Origin of the sequence: Escherichia sp. MOD1-EC5990, assembly GCF_002965285.1 — a bacterium.
GTDB classification, from domain to species: domain Bacteria; phylum Pseudomonadota; class Gammaproteobacteria; order Enterobacterales; family Enterobacteriaceae; genus Escherichia; species Escherichia coli_F.
In genome coordinates, this window is the sequence record NZ_PTRV01000010.1 from 172,828 (window position 1) to 195,947 (window position 23,120).

Annotated in this window: 24 protein-coding genes; 7 read left to right on the forward strand and 17 right to left on the reverse strand. The window is 52.7% G+C overall.

What is annotated here, in order from left to right; genetic code table 11:
• The first annotated feature begins 32 nt into the window (after positions 1-32).
• A complete protein-coding gene (locus BEB42_RS14195) occupies positions 33-494 on the forward strand; it encodes a YehR family lipoprotein (RefSeq protein WP_001353103.1) in 462 nt (153 codons plus the stop codon).
• A 42-nt stretch (positions 495-536) separates the two neighbouring features.
• On the opposite strand, the gene BEB42_RS14200 is transcribed toward BEB42_RS14195, so the two are convergent.
• Genes BEB42_RS14200 through btsS form a run of 3 tightly spaced genes read right to left on the reverse strand, consistent with a single transcriptional unit; the run spans position 537 to position 3,455 of the window.
• Positions 537-1,007 carry a DUF1456 family protein gene (locus BEB42_RS14200; RefSeq protein ID WP_001353102.1) on the reverse strand — a complete coding sequence of 157 codons (471 nt, stop codon included), beginning with the start codon at positions 1,005-1,007 and terminating at the stop codon, positions 537-539.
• A 46-nt stretch (positions 1,008-1,053) separates the two neighbouring features.
• Positions 1,054-1,773 (reverse strand): two-component system response regulator BtsR, encoded by a 720-nt coding sequence (gene btsR / locus BEB42_RS14205; RefSeq protein WP_001353101.1) that lies wholly within the window; start codon positions 1,771-1,773, stop codon positions 1,054-1,056.
• A complete protein-coding gene (gene btsS / locus BEB42_RS14210; RefSeq protein WP_001353100.1) occupies positions 1,770-3,455 on the reverse strand; it encodes a two-component regulatory system sensor histidine kinase BtsS in 1,686 nt (561 codons plus the stop codon). Before btsS ends, btsR begins: the two co-directional genes overlap by 4 nt.
• Before the next feature lie 221 nt (positions 3,456-3,676).
• Here btsS and mlrA point away from each other — a divergent pair, with 221 nt between their 5' ends.
• Positions 3,677-4,408, forward strand: a complete 732-nt coding sequence (gene mlrA / locus BEB42_RS14215; protein ID WP_001240401.1) for an HTH-type transcriptional regulator MlrA — start codon at positions 3,677-3,679, stop codon at positions 4,406-4,408.
• A gap of 59 nt (positions 4,409-4,467) precedes the next feature.
• Positions 4,468-4,575 (forward strand): protein YohO, encoded by a 108-nt coding sequence (locus tag BEB42_RS14220; protein ID WP_001216963.1) that lies wholly within the window; start codon positions 4,468-4,470, stop codon positions 4,573-4,575.
• Here BEB42_RS14220 and yehW read toward each other — a convergent pair.
• From yehW to bglX, 5 genes are all read right to left on the reverse strand, one after another.
• On the reverse strand, positions 4,556-5,287 hold the full coding sequence (gene yehW / locus BEB42_RS14225) for a glycine betaine ABC transporter permease YehW (RefSeq protein WP_000783141.1): 732 nt from the start codon (positions 5,285-5,287) through the stop codon (positions 4,556-4,558). The genes BEB42_RS14220 and yehW overlap by 20 nt on opposite strands.
• 4 nt (positions 5,288-5,291) lie before the next feature.
• Positions 5,292-6,218, reverse strand: coding sequence for a glycine betaine ABC transporter ATP binding protein YehX (gene yehX / locus BEB42_RS14230; protein WP_000569383.1), 927 nt, complete (start codon positions 6,216-6,218; stop codon positions 5,292-5,294).
• A complete protein-coding gene (gene yehY, locus BEB42_RS14235; protein WP_000220839.1) occupies positions 6,211-7,368 on the reverse strand; it encodes a glycine betaine ABC transporter permease YehY in 1,158 nt (385 codons plus the stop codon). The genes yehX and yehY overlap by 8 nt, the downstream gene beginning before the upstream one ends.
• Before the next feature lie 6 nt (positions 7,369-7,374).
• Complete coding sequence (gene osmF, locus BEB42_RS14240) at positions 7,375-8,292, reverse strand: glycine betaine ABC transporter substrate-binding protein OsmF (protein WP_001131225.1); 918 nt, start codon at positions 8,290-8,292, stop codon at positions 7,375-7,377.
• Between the two features lie 148 nt (positions 8,293-8,440).
• Positions 8,441-10,738, reverse strand: coding sequence for a beta-glucosidase BglX (gene bglX, locus BEB42_RS14245; RefSeq protein ID WP_105267427.1), 2,298 nt, complete (start codon positions 10,736-10,738; stop codon positions 8,441-8,443).
• A 195-nt stretch (positions 10,739-10,933) separates the two neighbouring features.
• On the opposite strand from bglX, the gene dld reads away from it, so the two are divergent.
• A complete protein-coding gene (gene dld, locus BEB42_RS14250; protein WP_000097375.1) occupies positions 10,934-12,649 on the forward strand; it encodes a D-lactate dehydrogenase in 1,716 nt (571 codons plus the stop codon).
• A gap of 192 nt (positions 12,650-12,841) precedes the next feature.
• Here dld and pbpG read toward each other — a convergent pair whose 3' ends face one another.
• The gene (pbpG, locus tag BEB42_RS14255; RefSeq protein WP_001319943.1) at positions 12,842-13,774 is read right to left on the reverse strand and encodes a D-alanyl-D-alanine endopeptidase; all 933 of its coding nucleotides are present in this window, start codon (positions 13,772-13,774) and stop codon (positions 12,842-12,844) included.
• A gap of 173 nt (positions 13,775-13,947) precedes the next feature.
• The gene (locus tag BEB42_RS14260) at positions 13,948-14,535 is read right to left on the reverse strand and encodes a Yip1 family protein (RefSeq protein WP_010360277.1); all 588 of its coding nucleotides are present in this window, start codon (positions 14,533-14,535) and stop codon (positions 13,948-13,950) included.
• A gap of 169 nt (positions 14,536-14,704) precedes the next feature.
• Here BEB42_RS14260 and BEB42_RS14265 point away from each other — a divergent pair, with 169 nt between their 5' ends.
• A complete protein-coding gene (locus BEB42_RS14265) occupies positions 14,705-15,283 on the forward strand; it encodes a DedA family protein (RefSeq protein ID WP_001353099.1) in 579 nt (192 codons plus the stop codon).
• On the forward strand, positions 15,270-15,395 hold the full coding sequence (locus BEB42_RS27030) for a hypothetical protein (protein WP_255753470.1): 126 nt from the start codon (positions 15,270-15,272) through the stop codon (positions 15,393-15,395). Before BEB42_RS14265 ends, BEB42_RS27030 begins: the two co-directional genes overlap by 14 nt.
• A gap of 17 nt (positions 15,396-15,412) precedes the next feature.
• Here the strand turns inward: BEB42_RS27030 and BEB42_RS14270 are convergent, their stop codons facing one another.
• Together BEB42_RS14270 and mdtQ are read right to left on the reverse strand one after the other, a co-directional pair.
• On the reverse strand, positions 15,413-16,174 hold the full coding sequence (locus BEB42_RS14270) for an SDR family oxidoreductase (RefSeq protein WP_000079552.1): 762 nt from the start codon (positions 16,172-16,174) through the stop codon (positions 15,413-15,415).
• A 52-nt stretch (positions 16,175-16,226) separates the two neighbouring features.
• The gene (mdtQ, locus tag BEB42_RS14275) at positions 16,227-17,663 is read right to left on the reverse strand and encodes a multidrug resistance outer membrane protein MdtQ (RefSeq protein ID WP_001078154.1); all 1,437 of its coding nucleotides are present in this window, start codon (positions 17,661-17,663) and stop codon (positions 16,227-16,229) included.
• 223 nt (positions 17,664-17,886) lie between these two features.
• Here mdtQ and yohP point away from each other — a divergent pair, with 223 nt between their 5' ends.
• Positions 17,887-17,970 carry a small membrane protein YohP gene (gene yohP, locus BEB42_RS14285; protein WP_000691708.1) on the forward strand — a complete coding sequence of 28 codons (84 nt, stop codon included), beginning with the start codon at positions 17,887-17,889 and terminating at the stop codon, positions 17,968-17,970.
• A 382-nt stretch (positions 17,971-18,352) separates the two neighbouring features.
• Here the strand turns inward: yohP and dusC are convergent, their stop codons facing one another.
• The 5 genes from dusC to gtdA all read right to left on the reverse strand — a co-directional run bounded on the left by dusC (position 18,353) and on the right by gtdA (position 23,051).
• Complete coding sequence (dusC, locus tag BEB42_RS14295) at positions 18,353-19,303, reverse strand: tRNA dihydrouridine(16) synthase DusC (protein WP_105267428.1); 951 nt, start codon at positions 19,301-19,303, stop codon at positions 18,353-18,355.
• Positions 19,304-19,462: 159 nt separating this feature from the next.
• Positions 19,463-20,656 (reverse strand): 3-hydroxybenzoate 6-monooxygenase, encoded by a 1,194-nt coding sequence (locus tag BEB42_RS14300; RefSeq protein ID WP_000170161.1) that lies wholly within the window; start codon positions 20,654-20,656, stop codon positions 19,463-19,465.
• A 14-nt stretch (positions 20,657-20,670) separates the two neighbouring features.
• Positions 20,671-21,315 carry a maleylacetoacetate isomerase gene (gene maiA, locus BEB42_RS14305; protein ID WP_000781197.1) on the reverse strand — a complete coding sequence of 215 codons (645 nt, stop codon included), beginning with the start codon at positions 21,313-21,315 and terminating at the stop codon, positions 20,671-20,673.
• A gap of 8 nt (positions 21,316-21,323) precedes the next feature.
• Positions 21,324-22,025: a fumarylacetoacetate hydrolase family protein gene (locus BEB42_RS14310; RefSeq protein ID WP_000196040.1), complete on the reverse strand. Its 702-nt coding sequence runs from the start codon at positions 22,023-22,025 to the stop codon at positions 21,324-21,326.
• 15 nt (positions 22,026-22,040) lie between these two features.
• A complete protein-coding gene (gtdA, locus tag BEB42_RS14315; protein ID WP_105267429.1) occupies positions 22,041-23,051 on the reverse strand; it encodes a gentisate 1,2-dioxygenase in 1,011 nt (336 codons plus the stop codon).
• Positions 23,052-23,120: the final 69 nt, after the last annotated feature.

Sequence of the window (23,120 nt, forward strand, 5' to 3'; positions counted from 1 at the left end):
CAGTTCCTTGATTAAATAAAATGGAGTTTTACATGAAGGCTTTCAATAAGCTGTTTTCCCTTGTTGTTGCATCTGTTCTGGTTTTCTCTCTTGCTGGCTGCGGTGACAAAGAAGAATCGAAGAAATTTAGCGCTAATCTGAACGGTACTGAAATTGCTATTACCTATGTCTACAAAGGTGACAAGGTTCTTAAGCAATCTTCTGAAACCAAAATTCAATTTGCCTCCATTGGTGCAACCACCAAAGAAGATGCTGCCAAGACACTTGAGCCGTTAAGTGCCAAATATAAAAACATCCCTGGCGTTGAAGAAAAATTAACCTTTACCGATACCTATGCTCAGGAAAACGTGACTATCGATATGGAAAAAGTTGATTTTAAAGCCCTGCAGGGTATTTCAGGTATCAACGTTTCTGCTGAAGATGCCAAAAAAGGTATCACTATGGCGCAAATGGAACTGGTGATGAAAGCCGCTGGTTTTAAAGAAGTGAAATAATCTGTCGGCGGCCATGTTCTTCGCATGGCCGCCATACCCGTCTTAGCTTTTCTTCACATGCTGGCGCGCTGCCAGCCCACGCAGAAAATAACGCATGAATTGATCGCCGCATTCACGAAAGTTTTTATGATCCGGTGCACGCATCATCGCCGTAATTTCCGGCATCGAAACGCGGAACTGCTGTTCGGTAAGGATCGCCAGAATATCATCAGTTTTCAGCGAAAACGCGATACGTAATTTTTTCAGCACGATGTTGTTATTAATGCGACGTTCCGGCTCCAGTGCCGGAGCTGACTCATCCTTGCCACGTTTTTCATAAATCAGTCCATTCAGGAATGAAGACAGAACAATGTCCGGACAACGCTGAAACCCTTCTTCGTCTTCTTTGCGTAGCCAGACGGCGATCTGTTCCGCAGTGGCTTCGACATTACCCAGCGCCAGAATGCGCACCAGGTCGTTATTATTGGCTTTCAAAATGTAGCGCACGCTGCGCAGAATATCGTTACTTAGCATGAGGCCTTCAGGTGTTGATGAGGCAAAAAACCATTTTAGCAGTCTTTTACAGGCCAATCGCCTCTTTTAAACTTTTCAGATAGCGGCGGCTGACCGGAACAGTTAAGCCATTACGTAAAATCAACTCGGCCTGGCCGTTATCTTCCAGACGAATCTCCTGTAAATGCGCGAGGTTAACCAGGTACTGACGATGGCAGCGCAGTAGTGGTGTACGGCTCTCCAGGGTGCGCAAAGTCAGTTCGGTAAAACCTTCTTTCCCTTCGTGGCTGGTAACGTAGACACCGCTCATCCGACTGCTGACAAATGCTACATCTCTCATTTGCAGCAAATAAATCCGACTATGCCCCGTACAAGGGATAAATTTCAGCGCCTGTTGATTTTCCGGTAACAGCGAAACATCCTGCTTGCTGCGCTCCTGACGCAAACGCGCCAGCGTTTTCTCCAGCCGCGCTTCATCAATTGGCTTCAGGAGATAATCAAATGCATGTTCTTCAAAGGCTTTAATGGCGTATTCGTCAAACGCGGTGAGAAAAACGATATACGGACGATGTTCCGGGTCGAGCATCCCCACCATTTCCAGACCGCTAATACGCGGCATCTGGATATCGAGAAACAGCACGTCCGGGCGCAGTTTATGCACCGCGCCGATCCCTTCTACAGCGTTTGAACACTCGCCGACAATTTCAATATCACTCTGCTCCTGCAAAAATACGCGCAGGTTCTCCCGTGCTAACGGTTCGTCATCGACAATTAAGACTTTAATCATGCCTCGTCCCTCCATGGCAGTCGTAACGTTATTCGGGTGTAATTATCAGGTTCACAGGCGACGCTTATCCCATAGTCATCGCCAAACCGTTCACGTAAACGCTTATCCACCAGATTCATCCCCAGCCCACTGGCATTGGTTACCGGTTGATACAAACCAGCATTGTCTTCGATCTCCAGCATCAAATGTTGCCCCTCACGTCGGGCGCTGATTTCCACTCGCCCTGTATCGAGCAGTTGTGATGTCCCATGTTTAATAGCGTTTTCCACTATCGGTTGCAGGGTAAACGCGGGCAATTGCTGCTGGGATAATTCTTGCGGAATAGCAATGTTGACCTGCAACCGCGACTGGAAGCGCGCCTTTTCAATTTGCAGATAAGCATTCACATGTTCAATTTCGTCGGCGAGAGTCACAAACTCCGAAGGCCGCTTTAAGTTTTTACGGAAAAAAGTGGAAAGATACTGCACCAGCTGACTGGCCTGTTCGCTGTCGCGTCGGATCACCGCTTTAATGGTGTTAAGCGCATTGAACAGAAAATGGGGGTTCACCTGGGCGTGAAGTAGTTTGATCTCTGACTGGGTGAGCATCGCTTTTTGCCGCTCATATTGCCCAGCGAGGATCTGCGCCGAAAGCAATTGCGCAATCCCCTCGCCCAGCGTGCGATTGATTGAACTGAATAAACGGTTTTTGGCTTCATACAATTTGATGGTACCCATCACCCGCTGATTTTCACCACGCAACGGAATTACCAGCGTCGACCCCAGTTTGCATTGCGGATGCAAAGAGCAACGATAAGGTACTTCGTTGCCATCAGCGTAGACCACTTCACCGGTTTCAATCGCTTTTAAGGTATAAGTCGAAGAAATCGGTTTGCCGGGTAAATGGTGGTCGTCACCAATTCCGGTAAAAGCCAGCAATTTCTCTCGATCGGTAATCGCGACTGCACCAATATCCAGCTCCTGATACAGCACCTGTGCCACTTTCATGCTGTTCACTTCGTTAAAACCCTGGCGCAAAATGCCTTCCGTCGAAGCCGCCACTTTCAGTGCGGTGGCAGAAAAAGCCGAGGTGTATTTTTCAAACATCGCGCGTTTATCGAGCAATATACGCATAAACAGCGCCGCGCCGACGGTATTGGTGACCATCATTGGCGCAGCAATATTACTCACCAGACGCACCGCATCTTCATAAGGTCGGGCGATAGCCAGGATGATCAGCATTTGCACCATTTCAGCGACGAACGTGACGGCACCCGCGGTAATGGGATTAAAGACTTTATCAGTACGCCCGCGACGGATCAGGATGCTGTGTACCAGGCCGCCGAGCAATCCTTCAACGATGGTCGAGATCATGCAACTTAGCGCGGTCATGCCCCCCATCGAATATCGATGTAACCCGCCGGTCAGACCAACCAGCCCACCGACGACCGGACCGCCGAGTAAGCCGCCCATTACCGCACCAATCGCACGGGTATTGGCAATAGAATCGTCAATGTGCAGCCCAAACCAGGTGCCCATGATGCAGAAGATGGAAAAGACGATGTAGCAGAGAAATTTATGCGGCAGACGAACCGTGACCTGCATTAACGGTATGAATAATGGCGTTTTACTCATTAACCACGCAATGACTAAAAAAACGCACATCTGCTGAAGCAGCAGCAACACCAGATTAAAATCGTACATACCCGCAAACCACACTTCCCTTTAAAACGCGTAACATACATTGCCTGCGTTTAACTTTCTTTGAACTCTTGCAGAAAAATGAGAATTCGTGAGTACGATCACTCAAAATCGCCTGGCAAAAATAAAATCACCCTATAGATGAACAAAAAACGGGCAAAACTACCTGGTTCGCAAAACTGCGTCTAAAGTTAAACTGGGACCTCGCGAGCAAGGGTGAGACGATGGCGCTTTACACAATTGGTGAAGTGGCGTTGCTTTGTGATATTAACCCTGTCACGTTACGCGCGTGGCAGAGGCGTTACGGATTGCTGAAACCGCAACGGACAGACGGCGGTCATCGGCTGTTCAATGATGCCGATATTGACCGGATCCGCGAGATCAAACGCTGGATCGACAACGGCGTGCAGGTCAGCAAAGTTAAAATGCTGCTCAGTAATGAAAATGTTGATGTGCAGAACGGCTGGCGCGATCAGCAAGAAACATTACTGACTTACCTGCAAAGCGGCAATCTGCATAGCCTGCGAACGTGGATCAAAGAGCGCGGTCAGGATTACCCCGCCCAGACACTCACCACGCACCTGTTTATTCCTCTGCGCCGACGGCTTCAGTGCCAACAACCGACTCTCCAGGCGCTGCTGGCGATCCTCGACGGCGTACTGATCAACTACATCGCCATTTGTCTGGCTTCGGCACGTAAAAAACAGGGTAAAGATGCGCTGGTGGTTGGCTGGAATATTCAGGATACCACCCGTCTGTGGCTAGAGGGCTGGATTGCCAGTCAACAAGGATGGCGCATTGATGTCCTCGCCCACTCGCTCAATCAACTACGCCCAGAACTGTTCGAAGGCCGTACATTGCTGGTGTGGTGCGGTGAAAATCGAACCTCTGCCCAACAGCAGCAACTTACCAGTTGGCAGGAACAAGGCCATGATATTTTCCCACTCGGCATTTAATGATTCGTTAACAAATGCGCTTTACTGTACAATCCTTTCGTTAACATAAGGAGTGCATTATGCGCATAGCTAAAATTGGGGTCATCGCCCTGTTCCTTTTTATGGCGTTAGGCGGAATTGGTGGCGTCATGCTCGCAGGTTATACCTTTATTTTGCGTGCTGGCTAAGCGCCTGCACCAGCCTTTCAAACAGGCGGTCTGCGATGATCGCCGCCAGTGCCACCAGTAACGCCCCCTGGATCACATACGCGGTATTAAATCCGCTAAGCCCGATGATGATGGGCGTACCCAGCGTGCTGGCCCCTACCGTTGAGGCGATCGTCGCCGTACCAATGTTGATAATCACCGAAGTTCGCACGCCCGCCAGAATCACCGGAGCCGCCAGCGGTAGCTCGACCTTACGCAGTTGCTGACCACGGCTCATTCCCATACCTTTCGCAACTTCTGTCACGCTGACATCAATCGCTCCCAGCCCGGCAAGTGTCGCCTGCAGGACGGGCAGCACACCGTACAGGATCAAGGCGATAATCGCCGGTTGCAGACCAAACCCAATCACCGGAACGGCAATCGCCAGCACCGCAACGGGCGGAAAAGTCTGCCCAACGGCGGCAATAGTTTCCACCAGTGGGCGAAATTCCGCGCCCCACGGGCGAGTAACAATAATTCCGGCACCTGTGCCAATGATCACCGCAAACAAACTCGAAATTCCCACCAGCCAGAAATGAGCCAGTGCCAGAGCAGCAAAACTTTCTTGCTGATAAACGGGGCGTGGCAGTTGTGGGAACAAGGCAGAAAACAGCGGCTGGCTGTAAGGCAGCCAGAAAATCAGTGCCACAAACAGAGCAATGAGCCAGAACAGCGGATCGCGCAACATCTTCATACGCTTACGCCTCCACCAGCAGATCCTGAAAATGCAGCGTGCCGCAAGGCTGGCCCTGCGTGTTTACCACCGGCAGCACTTCGCATCCCCGCGCGACAAACAGGGAGAGCGCATCGCGTAGCGTCATCTCTTCTGCCAGTGCCTCACCTTCTGCCCGTTCTTCGCGGCGCACATAATCCGCCACGCTACGTAACGAAAGCAGGCGGACCCCCAGTTCACTACGGCCAAAAAACTGGCGGACGAAATCATTCGCCGGACGAGTCAGCATCGCCAGAGGATTGCCCTGCTGCACCACTTCACCGTGATCCATCAATACCAGATGTTCTGCCAACCGTAGCGCCTCATCAATATCATGAGTGACCAGCACAATGGTGCGCCCTAACAAACGGTGAATACGCGTCATCTCTTGTTGCAACGCACCACGCGTTACCGGGTCCAGTGCGCCAAAAGGTTCATCCATCAGTAAGACTTGCGGATCGGCAGCCAACGCGCGGGCCACTCCCACACGTTGCTGCTGACCACCGGAAAGCTGATGCGGATAACGCTCACGCAAATTTGGCTCCAGCCCCAGTAGCGCCATTAATTCGTCGATACGGTCGTCGATCCGCGCCCGCGACCATTTTTGTAATTGCGGCACAGTAGCAATGTTTTGCGCCACGCTCCAGTGGGGAAACAGGCCAATAGATTGAATGGCATAGCCCATCCGGCGGCGTAACTCCAGCACTGGCAGCGAGCGAATTTCTTCTCCGGCAAAGCGGATCACTCCGCTGTCATGCTCTACCAGACGGTTGATCATTTTCAATGTGGTGGATTTACCGGAGCCTGATGTACCAATCAGCACCGAGAAACTCCCTTCCTGAAAATTGAGGTTGAGATCGTTAACGGCTTTTTGTGTGCCGAACAGTTTGCTGACATGGCTAAATTCAATCATTACTTTTCACCTTCAGCAGTGCGATAACCAGATCGAACAGTGCGTCGATCAGCACCGCCAGTACGATTACCGGGATCACCCCCAGCAACACTAAATCAATGGCACTGCTTAGCAGCCCCTGGAAAACCAGCGCACCAAAACCACCTGCGCCGATTAACGCCGCAATCACCGCCATGCCGACGGTTTGCACCATCACCACCCGCAGGCTGCGCAGAAATACCGGTAACGCCAGCGGTAACTGAACATGCAGGAATCGCTGCGCCCCGCTCATGCCCATCGCTCTGGCGCTCTCCAGCACATCGCGCGGGATCTGGTTCAAGCCGACTACCACACCGCGCACCAGCGGCAGCAAGGCATAGAGCACCAGGGCAATCAGTGCGGGTGTCATTCCGGTTCCTGCTACGCCGAGCGTTCCCAGCCACGGAAAGGCCGTAACCAGCGCGGCAAGCGGCGCAATCAACAGGCCAAAGAGCGCCACCGAAGGCACGGTCTGAATGACATTCAGCAGAGAAAAAATCGCCCCCTGCCGCGCAGTGGAAAAGTAGCACCAGACGCCCAGCGGCACACCAATCACTAACGCAGGCAGCACCGCACCAAACAGCAACGTCAGATGTTGCGCCAGCGCGTCATTAAACACATCCTGACGGTTGGCGTATTCTTTCATTAGCGAGAGATCGTTAAGCGCGCCGGAATACAGCAACCACAGCGGAATAATGGCAATCTGCATATGCAACAACCAGCGCCACAGCGGATGCGTGGAGATTCGGCGGATGGCATCGCTACAGGCCAGCAGTGCCAGCGCCGCAGCCAGCCAGAAACCACTGCCGAGGCTGGTACGCGCCAGCGCACTGCCATTTTGCGCCAGTTGTGTCGCCGCCTTTCCCGCGCCCCACACCAGCAATATGAAGACGAATTGCGCCAGAATGAGTGCAAAAATGCTGCCTTTTTTACCGGGAATAAAACAGGCGGTCAGCCAGGCGCAACCAACGCCCACCAGCATCCAGATCGTTTGCGGCCACAGCTGCCAGAGATGACGCCCCTCACCCGAGACTAAACGATTAGGCGCGTAACTGATAAACGGCAGCGCCGCTGCGATTGCCGTCAGCAACAGCAGCAGCGCCAGAACAGGATTAATACGGAAATAAGTCACGGGAAATTACTTCGTCCACCCTTTTTGTTTCAGGTAGTCGGCAGCCACTTTTTTGGCATCCAGTCCTTCCACAGCAATGCTGGCATTCAGTTGCTGCAATGTTTTTGCATCGAGGCTGGCGAAGACTGGCTGTAGCCACTGTGCCATTTGCGGATACTCCTTCAACACCGATTCACGCACCACTGGTGCAGGCGCGTAGATAGGTTGCACGCCTTGCGGATCGCTTAAGGTTTGCAGCCCCAGCGCCGCGACCGGGCCGTCGGTGCCGTAAGCCATCGCCGCATTAACGCCGGATGTTTGCTGGGCAGCAGCTTTGATTGTCACCGCCGTGTCGCCACCGGCCAGTGACAGCAACTGATCCTGACCGAGTTTAAAGTCGTAGGCTTTTTCAAAAGCGGGTAAGGCATCGGCGCGTTCGATAAACTCAGCCGAGGCTGCCAGTTTGAAGGTGCCACCCTCTTTCAGATAACGACTCAGGTCGGCAAGCGAAGTGAGTTTATTTTTCTCTGCCACATCCTGACGCACGGCGATGGTCCAGGTGTTATTTGCAGGCGCGGGCGTTAGCCAGATTAACTTGTTTTGCTCTGCATCGAGCTTTTTGACTTTCTCGTAGCCTTGTCCGGCATTTTTCCACGCCGCATCATTTTCATCTTTAAAGAAGAAAGCGCCATTACCGGTATATTCCGGATAGATATCCAGCTCGCCAGAAGTGATCGCGCCGCGCACCACCGGCGTGGTTCCCAACTGGACTTTATTCACCGTCGGTACGCCGTGGCTTTCCAGCACTTGCAAAATAATGTTGCCGAGTAGCGCGCCTTCGGTATCGATTTTTGAACCGACTTTAACGGCAGAAGCCGCCTGTAGCGGCAGGCTCACGGCTGCCAACAAAACCAGTGAACCTGCCCAGAGCTTTGAGAGTGGCATGATGCTTTCCTCATTCTTTTACTGTTGTTTTCAGCGAATTAAGAGAAAAGCATAGTTGATAATGGCGGGGTTAGCCTGAGCGGAGGGATTCAATTGCAGAATCAGAGAAATACTTAAAGGGCGCAGACGTCGCGCCCTTACTAAAGCATTACAGCAACTCAAACTCGCCTTTCTTAACGCGTGCGGAATCAGTGCCGATAAAGACATTGAACTTGCCAGGCTCGGCGTCATATTTCATCTGTTGATTCCAGAACTTCAACGCCTCGATATCAATTGGGAAGCTGACGGTCTGAGTTTCGCCCGGTTTCAGGGTGATTTTCTCAAAGCCTTTCAGCTGCTTCACCGGACGACTCATGGAAGCCGTCACATCCTGCAAGTACATCTGCACTACCGTCGCCCCTTCGCGCTTACCGGTGTTCGTCACCTGCACACTGGCGGTCACTTTGCCGTCACGCTTCATGGTCGGCGCAGAAAGTTTCACATCAGAGACGGTGAAAGTGGTGTAGCTCAGACCATAGCCGAACGGATAAAGCGCCCCGTTAGCTTCATCAAAATAACGCGAAGTGTATTTGTTCGGCTTGTCGGCATTATACGGCCGCCCGGTGTTCAGATGGCTGTAGTACACCGGGATCTGCCCGACAGAACGCGGGAAGGACATTGGCAGCTTGCCGGACGGGTTGTAATCGCCAAACAATACATCGGCAATTGCATTACCGCCTTCAGTCCCCGCAAACCAGGTTTCCAGAATCGCATCAGCCTGCTGATCTTCTTTCACCAGCGCCAGCGGACGCCCGTTCATCAGCACCAGCACCAGCGGTTTACCAGTGGTTTTCAACGCTGCAATCAAGTCACGTTGGCTTTGTGGAATAGTGATATCGGTACGGCTGGAGGCTTCGTGCGCCATCCCCTGAGCTTCACCGACCACAGCCACCACCACATCAGATTGTTTCGCGGTCTGCACCGCTTCATCAATCATCTCTTGCGGCGAACGCGGATCGACTTTGACCGCCTCTTCATACTGATTCAGGAAATCGATAATGCCTTTATCACTGGTAACGTTCGCACCTTTGGCATACAGCACCTTGCCGTTTTCACCGACGGCGTTTTTAATCCCGGTCAGTACGGTCACAGATTGATCGGCAACACCGGCTGCGGACCAGCTGCCCATCACGTCACGTTTGCTGTCCGCCAGTGGCCCTACCACCGCAACGGTTGCCGATTTTTTCAGCGGCAGCGTTTCAAGGCGGTTTTTCAGCAATACCAGGCTTTCGCGCGCCACTTCACGCGCTTCTTTGCGGTGCAGGCGGCTTTCAGCATTCGTATCAACCGGGTCAGACTCTTTCGGTCCAAGGTGGCTGTATGGGTCGTTGAACAGCCCCATATCATATTTGACGTTCAGCACGTGGCGGGCAGCGTCGTCCAGCTCTGCCATCGTCACTTTGCCGGATTTGATCAAACCGGGCAGATACTTCGAGTAGTACTCGTCGCTCATACTCATGTTGATGCCGGATTTCAGTGCCACGCGCACCGCATCTTCCGGGTCTGCCGCCGTGCCATGTTTAATCAGCTCTTTGATTGCGCCATGATCGGAAACGGTAATGCCTTTAAAGCCCCACTGATCGCGCAGCACATCTTTCAGCAGCCAGGAGTCGGAAGTTGCTGGCGTGCCATTCAGCGAGTTCAGCGCCACCATTACCGCACCGCTGCCTGCATCCAGCCCCGCTTTGTACGGCGGCATATAGTCGTTAAACAGGCGCTGCGGACTCATATCGACGGTGTTGTACTCTTTACCACTTTCTACCGCGCCGTAAGCGGCAAAGTGTTTGACGCTGGTCATCACCGAGTAGCGATCTGCCGGGCTTTTACCCTGCATCGCTTCCACCATAGTCTTACCCATAATCGAAGTGAGATACGTATCTTCCCCAAAACCTTCGGAAGCACGTCCCCAGCGCGGATCGCGCGAAACATCGACCATCGGTGCCCAGGTCATATTCAGGCCATCATCTGCCGCTTCATAAGCAGAGACACGTCCGACCGTTTTCACCGCATCGAGGTTAAAAGACGAGGCCAGACCGAGGCTAATCGGGAACACCGTGCGCTGACCGTGCAGCACGTCGTAAGCAAAGAAAAGAGGAATTTTCAGGCGGCTTAATTCCATCACCTGATCCTGCATGGCGCGGATATCCTGACGGGTTACGGTGTTGAAAATCGCCCCAACCTGCCCGTCTTTGATCATCTCGCGGATCGCCTCTTTCGGGTTATCCGGGCCGACGCTGATTAAGCGCAGCTGACCAATTTTCTCATCAACCGTCATTTTCTTAAGCAGTTCGGTGACGAACGCATCCCGCGCTTCAGGCGTTAATGGATGGTTGCCGAATAAATCATCCGCCAGTGCTGGTTGCAGGGCCAGACTCACCGCGATACCTACTGAACATAGCCATTTCATATGGATTATTCTTCCTCTGTTGCCCGACGAGGCAGCGAAAATGGTGCAAAAACCGTAGTTTGCCATAAGCATGATGGAGAGAGAAAAAGAATGCTCAGTTTATTGTCTGAATTTTCAAAATATTCACTCGCTGAATTGTCATACAAGGCGCTATTCTAGTTTGTGATATTTTTTCGCCACCACAAGGAGTGGAAAATGTCTTCCATGACAACAACTGATAATAAAGCCTTTTTGAATGAACTTGCCCGTCTGGTCGGTCATTCACACCTGCTCACCGATCCCGCAAAAACGGCCCGCTATCGCAAGGGCTTCCGTTCTGGTCAGGGCGACGCGCTGGCTGTCGTTTTCCCTGGCTCACTACTGGAATTGTGGCGGGTGCTGAAAGCCTGCGTCACCGCCGACAAAATTATTCTGATGCAGGCTGCCAATACAGGTCTGACCGAAGGCTCGACGCCAAACGGTAACGACTATGATCGCGATATCGTGATCATCAGCACCCTGCGTCTCGACAAACTACATGTTCTTGGCAAGGGCGAACAGGTGCTGGCCTATCCGGGCACCACGCTTTATTCGCTGGAAAAAGCCCTCAAACCGCTGGGACGCGAACCGCACTCGGTGATTGGCTCATCGTGTATAGGCGCATCAGTCATCGGCGGTATCTGTAACAACTCCGGCGGCTCGCTGGTGCAGCGTGGCCCGGCGTATACCGAAATGTCGTTATTCGCGCGTATAAATGAAGACGGCAAACTGACGCTGGTGAACCATCTGGGGATTGATCTCGGCGAAACGCCGGAGCAGATCCTTAGCAAGCTGGATGACGATCGCATCAAAGATGACGATGTGCGCCACGATGGTCGTCACGCCCACGATTATGACTATGTCCACCGCGTTCGTGATATTGAAGCCGACACACCAGCACGTTATAACGCCGACCCGGATCGCCTGTTTGAATCCTCCGGTTGCGCCGGTAAACTGGCCGTCTTTGCGGTACGTCTTGATACCTTCGAAGCAGAAAAAAATCAGCAAGTGTTTTATATCGGCACCAACCAGCCGGAAGTGCTGACCGAAATCCGCCGCCATATCCTGGCTAATTTCGAAAATCTGCCAGTTGCCGGGGAATATATGCACCGGGATATCTACGATATTGCGGAAAAATACGGCAAAGACACCTTCCTGATGATTGATAAGTTAGGCACCGACAAGATGCCGTTCTTCTTTAATCTCAAGGGACGCACCGATGCGATGCTGGAGAAAGTGAAATTCTTCCGTCCGCATTTTACCGACCGTGCGATGCAAAAATTCGGTCACTTGTTCCCCAGCCATTTACCACCGCGCATGAAAAGCTGGCGCGATAAATATGAACATCATCTGCTGTTAAAAATGGCGGGCGATGGCGTCGGCGAAGCTAAATCGTGGCTGGTGGATTATTTCAAACAGGCCGAGGGCGATTTCTTTGTCTGTACGCCGGAAGAAGGCAGCAAAGCGTTTTTACACCGTTTCGCCGCTGCGGGCGCAGCAATTCGTTATCAGGCGGTGCATTCCGATGAAGTCGAAGACATTCTGGCACTGGATATCGCTCTGCGGCGTAACGACACCGAGTGGTATGAGCATTTACCGCCGGAGATCGACTGCCAGCTGGTGCACAAGCTCTATTACGGCCATTTTATGTGCTATGTCTTCCATCAGGATTACATCGTTAAAAAAGGCGTGGATGTGCATGCGTTGAAAGAACAGATGCTGGAACTGCTACAGCAGCGCGGCGCGCAATACCCTGCCGAGCATAACGTCGGTCATTTGTATAAAGCACCGGAGACGTTGCAGAAGTTCTATCGCGAGAACGATCCGACCAACAGCATGAATCCGGGGATCGGTAAAACCAGTAAGCGGAAAAACTGGCAGGAAGTGGAGTAAATACGGCTGGATGCCTGATGCAAATAGAAGCATCGCATCAGGCATCGTGCACCGAATGCCGGATGCGGCGTGAACGCCTTATCCTGCCTACGGACGCGTCACGTTTGTAGGCCTGATAAGATGCGCAAGCATCGCATCAGGCATCGTGCTCCGAATGCCTGATGCGGCGTAAACGCCTTATCCTGCCTACCCTTAATCGTTCTGCGCCGTCTGCCCCGCCGCCGCCATCTGGGCGGCTTTTTGTTTTTTATAGCTCAACGCTGCTGCCGGAACAGGCATCACTTTACCGGTTTCAATCCAGGTACGCAGGCGGCTGGCATCGGCAAAATGGGTATATTTGCCAAACGCGTCCATCACCACCAACGCTACCGGTTTATTATTGATAACCGTACGCATCACCAGACAATGGCCCGCCGCATTGGTAAAGCCCGTTTTGGTTAACTGAATATTCCAGTTATCGCGATACACCAGATGGTTAGTATTGCGGAACGGCAGCGTATACGTCGGGTTAGAGAAGGTTGCCATATCTTCCCTGGTAGTACTTAACTGACCAATCAACGGATATTGTTTGCTGGCAATGAGCAGTTTGGTTAAGTCACGGGCAGTTGAAACGTTATGCACCGACAATCCGGTCGGTTCAACAAAGCGCGTGTTGTTCATTCCGAGCGATTTCGCTTTCGCATTCATCGCCTTAATAAAGGCTTTGTAACCACCGGGATAATGGTGCGCAAGGCTTGCCGCCGCGCGGTTTTCTGAAGACATCAGCGCCAGCAACAGCATATCTTTACGGCTGATTTCGCTGTTCAGTCGTACGCGCGAATAGACCCCTTTCATCTCCGGCGTCTGGCTGATATCCACTTTCAGTTTTTCATCCAGCGGCAATCGTGCATCCAGCACAACCATCGCGGTCATTAATTTGCTGATAGACGCAATCGGACGCACCAGATCCGGGTGGTTCGAATAGATCACTTTGTTGGTATTCAGATCAACAATCATAGCGCTACCGGAGGCAATTTCCGGCTGTGAAGCGGTGGTAGCGGCTGCCGTTTTCGCAACGGCCTGCGGTGCAAAAGGCACAGCCAGCATCAGGGCCAGGCTAAATAAAGAAACTCGAAATTTCGGCATGATGAGCATTCAGATAGTGGTTCACGCGCACAGGTTGCGCACCGCCGGAGTAAGGATTTACTGAGGCTAGCGACGCCATCATAACGAGCAAAAAGTGCGATCGTCAAAGAAGAATCGTGAGGAAATGCTGCATTGCTGACATTTACGCCAGCAATGCAACGCAAAAGAACTTGCTAGAACAAACGATAACCGTAGCCCCATAGTATAACGGTAAGGGCGAGCAGCACTTCCAGTACCAGCACGCCAATCGCCAGCGTCGAACTGGAGAAGCTAAGGCCTTCCTCTTTGTTGATATTCAGGAAGCTTGGAATACCGAGGTAAAGCAGGTAGCCGGTGTAAAACAGCGCCACCGTGCCGACCAGCGCACACAACCAGACCAGCGGGTAAAGCGCCACCAGACCGCTTAAAAACAGCGGCGTCGCAACGTAGCCCGCGAAGACCATACAGTGCGCAAGCGACGGACGCTGCGCGTAATTGCGTGCCATCCACCAAATGACCCGCCCCATCACCGCGACCCCAGCCAGCATAACGCCATAAAACAAGACGGCCAGCGCCAGTCCGGTGAACCAGGATAACTTCAGGATAGTGCCATCGCCAAAATTCCAGCCAATCTGTGTAGTGCCAATGAAGGCGCAAATCACCGGAATCGCCGCCATCAGCAAAACGTGGTGGGTGTAGTGATGAGAAATCGTTTCGTTTTCGCGATTAATCACCTGCATTTCACGATCGGGATGGGAAAACAGTCCCCAGACATGGCTCATACCGCCCCCTTGTTGTGAGTTCATGAACCTGACAGTTCAAGTATAAGTCAGCTTGTGATTATTTTTTGTGCATTCATAGAATTTGCACCGTCTGATGAGCGTCCTTTTTCAGCGTGAATGATTCACAGGGTGTATGCTTACAAGCAACCAAAGGGAGACAGACGGGCCTATGGATCTCAATACACTCATCTCACAATATGGTTATGCTGCGCTGGTGCTCGGAAGTCTGGCGGAAGGTGAAACCGTGACGTTGCTGGGAGGCGTTGCGGCACATCAGGGGTTATTAAAGTTCCCGCTGGTGGTACTTTCTGTAGCGCTTGGCGGCATGATTGGCGACCAGGTGCTTTATCTGTGCGGGCGGCGGTTTGGTGGCAAGCTGTTACGCCGCTTCTCTAAGCATCAGGATAAAATTGAGCGGGCGCAGAAACTTATCCAGCGCCATCCGTATCTGTTTGTCATTGGTACGCGTTTTATGTATGGCTTTCGGGTCATTGGCCCGACGCTGATTGGTGCCAGCCAGCTGCCGCCGAAAATCTTTCTGCCGCTGAATATTCTCGGCGCATTTGCCTGGGCGTTGATTTTTACCACTATCGGTTATGCTGGTGGTCAGGTGATTGCGCCGTGGTTGCACAATCTCGACCAGCATTTGAAGCACTGGGTCTGGTTGATCCTGGTCGTGGTTCTGGTGGTTGGCGTGCGCTGGTGGCTGAAACGGCGCGGGAAGAAAAAGCCGGATGATCAGGCGTAAAACCATTGCCTCGGATAAGGTGGTTTGCGCCGCATCCGACATCCGTCGCACCATGCCTGATGCGACGCTTGCACGTCTTACCATGCCTACCAAATATTACCCATTGAAATAACCACGCACCTCACTGTGCTATTCTGGGTTGAACTGCGGATTCGCCAGCATAAAGCCACCATCGACAATTAACGACTGCCCGGTGGTGTAATTTGCGCCTTCAGAGCATAACCACGCCACCAGGCTGGCAATCTCATGCGTTGCGCCGAAACGCCGCAGGGGAATCGAAGGCTCCGCGTCGGGCTTCACGTCGCCGTCATCCATGCCATTCATTGGCGTGGCGATAGCCCCAGGCGCGACTGCATTCACCAAAATCTTATGCCTGACCAGCTCAAGCGCCATCGCTTTGGTTAGCCCACCGAGTGCATGTTTAGCGGCTGTATAGGCGCTGGCATCCGGCAGCGGCGTATGCTCATGTACCGACGTAATGTTGATGATGCGACCGCCCTGCCCTTGTTTCACCATCTGGCGGGCCGCAATTTGCGAGCATAAAAATGCACCATCAACATCAACGGTAAAAATCTTGCGCCACTCATCGAAAGCCATATCAAGAAACGGCGCTTTGGTCATTGTGCCCGCATTATTCACGAGCACATCGATGCGCCCCAGCCGTTGAATAAGTTTCTCCAGCGCCAGTGCCCCCTCTGGCAGTTTACCGAGATCGAGCTGCACCATCTCCGCACGTACGCCGTGGCTAACCACCTCACGCGCGGTATCTTTTGCCCCTTCTTCATCTGAGTGCCAGGTAATACCAATATCAAAACCCTGCTGCGCCAGTAATAACGCGCACTCTTTGCCGATCCCCGAATCGGAAGCGGTAATAATCGCGACCTGTGCCATCGAGTTCTCCACTTAACGCTGAATAAACGTTAAGTATAGAAGGCGTATATCATCAGCGTTTGTAACCCCCGCCCAACGCACCAGTGAGTTGAATGGAGGCATCCAGCCACTGCCCTTGCAATAACAGGCCATTGGCCCGCTCACGCAGCGCCGGGATCCTGGCTTCGCTGACGCGGGAACCAGCAATGATACCCGCGTTAAAGCGGGCCTGCGCAAGACCTACCACACGCAAGGCATCGCGCTCAATTTGCGCCTGATGCTGGTTTTTCTCCGCCAGCGTCTGAACCTGACTGGCTGCCCGCGCCACGTCATTCACCGCTTCAACCACCGCTTTGTTGTAGCTGGCGATAGACAAGTTGCTTTCGGCTTTTGCAATATCGAGGTTGGCGTTAAGACGACCACTATCGAAAATGGGTAGCGTCAGGCCTGCCGTAACGCCCATTTGCTGCGCGGAATGACGGAACAAATCGCTTAAGTGCAACGCATCCTGTTGCAGGAAGGCCATCAGGTTGATGTCAGGGTAAAATGCCGCTTTTGCCGCATCAATGGTGCTTAACGATGACTCAACGTACCAATGCGCTGCCTGCAAATCTGCCCGCCGTGCCAGCAATGAATACCCCAGTTCATCAGGAAGCTGACTTGCCACTTTCGGCAACTCAACCGGTTTAAGCTTCAATGACTTTATCTGGTGATTTGTAAGTGCGCTTAACCGTGCCTCAATAATTTTCATTTTTCCCACGACATCGTTGAGCTGCTGCCGGGTCTTGCTGGCATTAATATCGGTTTCCACACCTTCAACTGAAGAAGTAATCCCGTTCTGGTATAGCTGGCGATCGGTCGCGATAATGGTGTTCTGCTCTTTTTCGATTTGCTGCAAAACAGTGTTTAACGCTGCCTGGGTTTGCCACTCCCAGTAAAGGCGGGCAACGCTGCCAGCCAGCAATTGGCGGGTTTGCTCGCGTTCCGCCGCCCGTGCTTTAACCGTACCGAGGCGAGCAGTAACCTCCGCCCGATTCTTTCCCCAAATATCAAGATGCCAGCCCGCCGTTAAGCCAAAAGTACCATTGGTGTACCACGGACCGGTCGTACCTGCGGCAGGATCGTTCAGAGCAAACGGCCCCATTAGCCCTTCTGCCGACATTTTTTGCCGCTCCATATCCGCAGAAAAATCGATCTGAGGGCCATCCTGAGTGGCAACTGCCTTCGCCTGGGCTTCAGCCAGCTGAATGCGCTGTTCAGCCACCTGCATATCCGGTGCGTTCTGCAGTGCATAGTTAATTAATGAAGTGAGTTGATTATCGTGATACTCCAGCCACCATTGGCTGTCTGGCCAACCATTTTTCAGCGCCGTAGGTAATGCGGTGTCAACTTGCGCAGCGGGTGTTTGCTGGCTTAACGCCTGGCGGGTTTCATGCATAGGCGCACACCCGGCCAGCATCAGTAACAGAGGAAAACAGGCGATGGCTGGGTAAAAGGAATCACGATTCATGGAGGAATAGTCAGGTAAGAAAAGGTGCGCGGAGATTACCGTGTGATTCAATATATTTTTTAGTTTCGCGTGGCAATACATCAGTGGCAATAAAACGACATATTCAGAAAAATATACAGTAAGTGAATGATATTCTCCGATTTATCTTAATCACTTATGAGTAACGGCAAAGGGCTTCGTTTTTTCCTATACTTATTCGACACTCACAAATAAAGGAACGCCAATGAAAATTATACTCTGGGCTGTATTGATTATTTTCCTGATTGGACTACTGGTGGTGACTGGCGTATTTAAGATGATATTTTAAAAATCAGATATGGCATATAAGTTGTCAGGTCAGGAACTCGATATTTTGTGTACTTGATTTGCAAACAGCTCCGGTGTTGGTGGCGTCAAAATCGCTGAAGCGTTCCCCGAAGGCCGGGACAGCCCACATGAATGTGGGCTGAGGGAGCGTCCATATACGTTAACTCGCGCACGACACGGTAGACGAAGGGGATAAGCTGAAGGTACCGCGCAACGGCGATTTTGTTCGCCAGAGCCCGGGCTTGCAGGGGGAGGAGGCGATTGTCCTTCCCCTGCGCGCCTTGCGCCAGTGGCAATATATGGCTTAGCTCATGAAAGGAGCGCAACAAGATGATGAAGCTGAATAAACGACTCATTGTCTCTGGTAAGCTGCGATTCCACTATTATCGCAGCTTATCGATAGCAATTGCCTGAATAGCCCTTGCAATATCAGGGGAATTATTCAACACCCGAACATGCTGAAATAATTCTATTGCTTCATCGTATTCTTTACGCAAATAACTCAACCACTGTTTAATCCGCGCAACGTGATATAACCCGGTATCGCCCTGCTTTTCCAGACGGGTATATTTTTGTAGCAAAGCAACCACCTCCGGCCACGGCATTCGCGGTTCGTTATATTTTACCACTCGGCTCAGATTGGGAATATTGAGCGCTCCGCGACCAATCATCACCGCGTCACAGCCGCTGATCGCCATACACTGTTGCGCGCTCTGCCAGTCCCAGATTTCACCGTTGGCAATCACCGGAATATTCAGCCGTTGGCGAATCTCGCCAATCGCCTGCCAGTCAATATGCTCCGCGCGGTACCCCTGCTCTTTTGTCCGCCCATGCACCACCAACTCCGTAGCGCCAGCCTGTTGAACCGCATCGGCGATTTCAAATTTCTTCTCACCGCTGTCCCAGCCCAGACGCACTTTCACACTGACGGGCAAATGCGCCGGTACAGCTTCACGCATCGCTTTTGCACCCTGGTAGATGAGTTCAGGATCTTTGAGTAGTGTCGCCCCGCCGCCGCTACCGTTAACCGTTTTCGACGGACAGCCGCAATTAAGATCCACGCCCCAGGAACCTAACTCCACCGCACGGGCGGCGTTCTCTGCCAGCCATTGTGGGAACTGACCCAGCAATTGCACGCGCACCAGCGTACCGGATGGCGTTCGGCTGGCGTTTTGTAGCTCCGGGCAAATGCGATGAAAAACTTTTACCGGCAGCAGTTGATCCACCACGCGGACAAACTCGGTGATGCACAGATCGTAGTCGTTAACTTCGGTCAGCAATTCACGCACCAGAGAGTCGAGTACACCCTCCATCGGCGCCAGTAACACACGCATATCATCACCCGCAAAAAAATGAGGCGCTATGTTAGCGCCTCTGGTGTTTGCAGACAAACTGACTTACTGATTAATTCGGGCAAGATTTTTCCCCTCACCCTAACCCTCTCCCCAAAGGGGCGAGGGGACCGTCCGTGCACCTGATTGGGTAAGAAGTACTCAGCGTGGTTGCAGACAGTTATCTTCTTTCCAGCCGTACAGCCACTCCATGCCGCGATAAAACTCTGCCTGCGATTTCCCTTTCCACAGCAGGTTACGTACCTGACGTTCTACCCCTGCGGCGTGATAAACCCGCCCCATTTCACGGGTCGACCAGACGATGCGCGCGGTACGCGGAATACGTACCGACTCATACAGCGCAAAAGCTTGCGCCGCATCACCCTCACACTGCGCCAGCGCCTTACCCAGCGTTACTGCATCTTCCAGCGCCATACAGGCACCTTGTGCCATATACTGCGCCACCGGATGGGCCGCATCGCCCACCAGCGTAATGCGGTTAGTCCCCCATTTCCCTACCGGTTCACGATCGGCCGTTGACCAGCGTCGCCATGACGTCGGTTTATCCAGCATCTGGCGAGGACGCGGGTGAATGCCTTCAAAATAGGAAAGCACTTCCTCTTTACTGCCATCCTTCACGCCCCACTCTTCCTGGTGGCGGCTGTGGAATGTCACCACCAGGTTATACTGCTTGCCGCCGCGCAAAGGATAATGCACCAGGTGACAGTGCGGCCCCGCCCACAATACCGGCGCATTAATACGTAAATCTTCCGGCATATCCGCACAATCGATAACCGCACGGTAGACCACATGACCGGTGACGCGCGGCGCATCGCCTAATAAGCTCTGGCGCACCACTGACTTCACGCCATCACATCCAATCAAAATATCGCCGCTCCAGCTATTACCTCGATCGTCGAAAACGGTGACATCGTCTTCCGTCTCACGAATATCCACGACATTCGTAGAGGTGTGATACTCCACGTTCGGATGCGTCAGTACCGCTTCCCACACCGAGGCATGAATATCAACGCGGTGGATCACCGCGTAAGGGCCGCCGAAATGGTCACGAAAGGCCTGCCCGGTTTCAATACGCACCACTTCTTCGGCGTTCACCGCGTCCATCATGGTGATGTGATCGGTGAATACCGCACGTTGGCGGGCGATTTCGCCAACACCAAGACTATCCAACGCCGAAAACGCATTTGGCCCCAACTGGATACCTGCGCCGATCTCACCGATCTCATGCGCCTTTTCCAGCAGCACCACTTTGATCCCCTGGCGGGCCAGTGACAGCGCAGTTGCCGCACCGCCGATCCCGCCTCCCACAATTACTGCGCGTGTCACTTTAGTCATTATGGTTCTCCTGGTCAGGCTGAAATTTTATCTTGTTGATTTTCTGGCGCTGCGGCAATGAACGCTGGCAGTTGTGTGCAGGCGTCGTACACCGCTTTGCAGCGCGGATATCCACTCAGATCGCAGTTCATACGTAGCGCGTTCGCCCACTGCGGAACAAGGCAGCAGTCTGCCAGCGTCGGCGTCTCACCCACACAAAATTGCCCCGACTGGCTCTGGCGCAGTAGCTGTTCCACCGCGCTTAACCCTTGCTGGATCCAGTGCGCATACCAGCGTTTTTTCTCTTCTTCACTGACGTTCAGCTCTTCGGTCAGATAGCGCAGCACGCGCAGGTTATTCAATGGATGAATATCACAAGCGATGGCATAGACAATTTCCAGCACCTTATTGCGGGCCGGTTCTTCCTGCGGCACCAGCGGAACTTGCGGGTAGTGACGATCCAGCCAGTCAATAATCGCCAGCGACTGACCGAGTGACTCGCCCTCGTCAGTCAGCAGCGTCGGCACCAGCCCGACAGGATTCATCCGCCGATAGGCCAGTTCATTTTGCTGACCAATACGGATATTCACCCCTTCGGTCTGGTAATTAATGCCTTTCAGCGCCAGCGCAATGCGTACCCGGTACGATGCTGAACTATTAAAAAAACTGTACAGCTTCATCATGCACCTCAGACAATCTTCACCGCGATAGGGGTTAAGCCCTCGACGTTGCCCGTGATCACATCACCTTTGACTACTGGGCCCACCCCTTCTGGCGTACCGGTAAAGATTAGATCGCCCGGTTGCAGTTCAAAGAAGCCTGACAGGTAGCTGATGGTTTCATTCACTGACCAGATGAGATGACGAATATCGCTGCGCTGATGATCTTCGCCGTTAACCTGTAACCAGATAGGTGCGTTATCAATACCGCCAGTTTCGCTGGCTTTGTGCAGCGGTGCGATGGGGGCCGAGAGATCAAATGCTTTGCCGATTTCCCACGGGCGGCCCATCTGACGCATTTCCATTTGACGGTCACGGCGAGTCATATCAAGGCCTGTGGCATAACCCCAGACATATTCATGGGCCTTTTCCAGTGGGATATCGCTGCCCTTTTTACCAATCGCCACCACCAGTTCAATTTCGTAATGATAGTTATCGGTCTGCGCCGGATACGGCAGCGCCAGCGTTTCGCCAGCGGCGACCGGAACAACGGCATCTGCTGGTTTGCAGAAGAAGAAGGGGGGTTCACGATCCGGATCAAAGCCCATTTCGCGGGCGTGGGCGGCATAGTTACGCCCGACACAGTAAACGCGGCGCACGGGGAATTGTTCATCACTGCCAACAACCGGTACGGTAACGGGCGCTTGTGGTTCGAATACATATTGAGTCATTTTCTCTCTCCCAAATTAATAACGCGCTTCGCGGAACAGCCCCAGGGCTTCTTGTACCGGTCTGTCCGAAAAACTGAATAAAACGGTATCTTGCGTAGTCTGGAATGACACGCCGTGCCAGGTCGGCACCACAAAGATATCTTTTGCACTAAAGGTGAAGATTTCATTGCCGATGGTGACTTGTCCGCTACCTTCCACTACATGGTAGATAGTGCTGTCAGTGGTACGCGCCACGCGGGAGGCGAACCCTTTCGGTAGCAGTTGCAGGAAGGCGCCCATCGACGGCATCGGATAGCCGCCGGTGACCGGGTTGACGTAGCGCATTTTGTAGCCATCCCACTCATCGGCATCGCCCAGGCGGGTTAAATCGTGCAGCACTTCGCGGCTACGGTCATAACGGTAGTTAAAGATGGGTGAGGAGTTCCCGGTCTGATGGCGCAGCGGCAACATATTGGCAGCGTAACGTGGCAGATAATCGCCCTCTTTACGCGTTACCGGTTGTTGCTCTTCCGGGTAATCTTCGGCAAAACCGCAGCCCAGAGTGTTCACTAATGGCAGATCCAGTCCATCGAGCCAGATAACCGGTTCGTCGCCAGGGTTACCGTGATCGTGCCAGCGCCATTGTGGGGTCAGGATAAAATCGCCCTCATTCATTGGCGTGCGTTCGCCATCAACGGCGGTAAATGCCCCTTTGCCTTCAACAATAAAACGCAGCGCCGACTGATTATGACGATGACTCGGTGCCACTTCGCCCGGCATGATCAGTTGCAAACCGGCATATAAAGTCGCGGTAATGGAAGACTGCCCGCGCAGCGCCGGGTTTTCCAGTACCAGCACACGACGCACAGCTTCTTTCGCGCCAATCAGGCTGCCGCTCTCCAGCAGCAGCGGGCGGATCTCCTGATAATTCCAGTACGCTGGCGCACAGTTGGCGTTGGGCGTTTTCGGCACCAGGTGGTGCAGTGACTCCCACAGCGGGGTCAGGTTTTGCCCGGAAATATGCTGATAAAATTGCTCGCTGTAGATTCAATTGGTCAACGCAACAGTTATGTGAAAACATGGGGTTGCGGAGGTTTTTTGAATGAGACGAACATT